4 protein-coding genes are annotated in these 2746 nt (G+C 71.5%); 1 reads left to right on the top strand and 3 read right to left on the bottom strand.

Annotation, left to right across the window (positions count from 1 at the left end; translation table 11 throughout):
* The coding region (locus AB1609_20390; GenBank protein MEW6048802.1) for a YifB family Mg chelatase-like AAA ATPase at positions 1-1469 on the bottom strand (1469 nt) is incomplete at its 3' end.
* A 129-nt stretch (positions 1470-1598) separates the two neighbouring features.
* Here AB1609_20390 and AB1609_20385 point away from each other — a divergent pair.
* Positions 1599-2099, top strand: coding sequence for an NUDIX hydrolase (locus tag AB1609_20385; GenBank protein ID MEW6048801.1), 501 nt, complete (start codon positions 1599-1601; stop codon positions 2097-2099).
* Here AB1609_20385 and AB1609_20380 read toward each other — a convergent pair.
* Together AB1609_20380 and AB1609_20375 are read right to left on the bottom strand one after the other, a co-directional pair.
* Complete coding sequence (locus AB1609_20380; GenBank protein MEW6048800.1) at positions 2096-2500, bottom strand: YraN family protein; 405 nt, start codon at positions 2498-2500, stop codon at positions 2096-2098. The two genes, AB1609_20385 and AB1609_20380, sit on opposite strands and share 4 nt — an antisense overlap.
* Positions 2497-2746, bottom strand: a 250-nt coding sequence (locus AB1609_20375) for a ribonuclease HII (GenBank protein ID MEW6048799.1), incomplete at its 5' end; no start/stop codon positions are given. The genes AB1609_20380 and AB1609_20375, both read right to left, overlap by 4 nt.

The following is a 2746-nucleotide window of genomic DNA, read 5'->3' as shown; positions in this document are numbered from 1 at the left end:
GCCATCTCCATCATCTTCGACTCGAGTTGCCCGTCAAGCCGGCAAAACCGCCGCACCTCGTCGGAGGTCATGCGGCCGTTCACCGGGGAACGACCGAACGGAACCGGTCGCCACCCATCCCCCAGGAACCGGCGCAACTGGCGCTGCCGGGCCTCAATGACCCGGCCCCGGATGACCGGCGAGCTCTCGGCCGGCCGCGCCGTGAGCAGCTCCATCTCTGCCACGGGCTTCATCCGAAGCCACAGGTCGAACCGGTCGGAAAGCGGCCCCTGCAGCCGCCGCCGGTAGCGCCGAAGCTCCCCGGCGTCACACTGGCAGCCGGCACCGGGCCAGCGGCTTCCAAACCGGCCGCAGGGGCACGGGTTCGCCGCGCCCACCACCAGCGCTTCGGCCGGCAGCCGGATCGCCGCGCTGCCCCGCACCAGCGTGACCCAACCCTCCTCCATGGGCTCCCGCAGTGCGTCCGCCACCTCCCTGGCCAGTTCGGCAAACTCGTCCAGGAACAGCACGCCCCTGTGCGCCAGCGTCAGTTCCCCTGGCGAAAGGCGCGGCCCCCCTCCGATGAGCCCCGCCACCGTGCACGTATGGTGCGGCGCCCTGAACGGCCGGCCAAGCCACGGGTGCCACTCCACAACTTCTCGGCCCTGCTCGCTCAGCCTGCCGGCCGCTGCGCTGTCGATCTGCAGCACCTCCAGCCACTCCTGGCGGGTGAGAGGCGGCAAGATGCCCACGAGGCGCCTGGCCAGCATGGTCTTGCCCGATCCGGGAGGCCCGACGAGCATCAGGTGGTGCCACCCCGCCGCGGCGATCTCGGCTGCCCGCCGGGCAAGCGCCTGTCCCCTCACCTCCGCCATGTCCTCTCCGCCCGGCACGGCAGCGCTGAGGCTCGTTTGCGGCTCGGGAAACACGTAGGGCTCGCCCTGACCGGTCGCGGCCCGCGGCGCCGCCGAGGGCACCGAGTTGCTGCGAAGGCCTCGAACCACCTCCGCGAGGCTTGGCGCCGCCTCAAGCGGCACCCCGGCGATCCGTTCGGCCACCGGCCGGGCGGCCTCCGGAACCACCACGGTCAGCCCGGGCCGGCGCGCCGCCACCAGCAGCGCCACCAGCCCGTCCACGCTCCGGAGCTTTCCGTCCAGCGATAGCTCGCCGATGAGCACGCACCGGCTCAACACGGGCCCCGGGATGGTCCCGGCAGCCCCGAGCACCGCACAGGCGATGGGCAGATCGAGCGAACTCCCCGCCTTGCGAAGCCGGGCCGGCGCCAGGTTGACGGTGATACGCCCGGGCGGCACGCTCACCCCGAGTTGCTTGAGGGCAGAACGCACGCGGTCCCGACTCTCCCGCACCGCCGTGTCCGGCAGCCCCACCAGGCGGAACTCCGGCAACCCTCCGCCGATGTGCGCCTCCACTTCGACGAGGTGGCCCTCGACGCCGACCACCACCGCGCCCCAGGTTCTCGCGTATCCCACAAAAAAGGACACCTCCGGCGCCTCACAGGAGCCGATCGGTGTCTCGCGAAAGATGGCACAGGGCAGCTTCGCCGCGGCCTGGCTGCCTCCCTGCCGCCGGGCAGGAGAGCAGAAAGGACGGGAGCGTTCATGGAGTTCACGTGGCGGGAAAAGGTGGTGGAGGTGCGGGGAAAGCCGCACACTTACCACGTTCTGGAGCATCCCGGGTCGGTGGCCGTTGTACCCGTGCGGGACGGCAAGGTGGCGCTGGTGCGGCAGCTGCGCCCCGCCGTGGACGAGTGGCTGTGGGAGGTGCCGGCGGGGACGCTGCGGCCTGGGGAAGACCCCCTCGCCGCCGCGGCGCGGGAACTCGAGGAGGAGACGGGATTGGTCGCGGGGCGCCTCGAGCGGGCTGCCTCGTTTTACCTGGCCCCGGGGTACTCGAGCGAGAGGATGCACCTGGTCTTCGCCCATGACCTGCGTCCGGGGCACCGCCACCTGGACGAGGCCGAGGTCATCACCGAGGTCCGCTGGTTTGACCCCGAGGAACTGGAGCGCATGGCCACTCGTGGGCAACTGGCGGACGCCAAAACCCTGGCTGCGCTCTTCTACGTCCGCCGGCATCCTGGCGAAGGCGACGGCCGCCGCTAACCGTTCAGGTCAAACGCGGCGGGAACATGCCGGACGGCACCCGGCTCACCCGCCGCGCTGAGTTCCACCGTCACCACGTCGAACCGAGCGGGCAATTGGGCAAGATCAGGCCTCCCGGCGTAAACCGCGCGGGCGGCCCGGATGATCCGGGCCTGCTTCTGTCGGTCGACGCTGGCGGCGGCCCGCACGAGGCCCGGCTCGCCTCCCCATGCCCTCCGGGCACGCACCTCGACGAAAACCACGGTGCCCTGCGGATCTTTTGCCACCAGGTCAATCTCGCCAGACCGGCGGCGGAAGTTGCACGCCAAAATGGCCCAGCCTCGGGCTTGCAGGTAGCGGCGCGCAGCCTCCTCGGCGCGCTGCCCGGCCTGCTGCCTGAACGCGTGCCGCGGGCCCGTCATGCCGGTGCCGGCCCGGACGCCTCCGCCACCGGGGCGAACGACAGCCGGTGGACGGGTGACGGCCCCCTTGCCCGCAGGGCGGCCAGGTGCTCAGGGGTGGGGTAGCCCTTGTTGTGGGCGAAGCCGTACCCCGGATAAATGGCATCCAGCTCGTCCATCAGGGCGTCCCGGAAGACCTTGGCAATGACCGACGCGGCGGCCACACAGGCGATCCTGGCATCCGCTCCCACCAGGGGCTCCTGCACG

The organism is Bacillota bacterium, from assembly GCA_040754675.1.
Classification (GTDB): Bacteria; Bacillota; Limnochordia; order Limnochordales; family Geochordaceae; genus Geochorda.
Note: the sequence above shows the minus strand (reverse complement) of the source record. Positions and strands in the feature narration are given on the sequence as shown.

Bases quoted from the DNA above. Each gene is read 5' to 3' on its own strand.
- AB1609_20385 (MEW6048801.1), top strand. From the start codon at position 1,599: ATGGAGTTCACGTGGCGGGAAAAGGTGGTGGAGGTGCGGGGAAAGCCG.
- AB1609_20380 (MEW6048800.1), bottom strand. From the start codon at position 2,500: ATGACGGGCCCGCGGCACGCGTTCAGGCAGCAGGCCGGGCAGCGCGCC.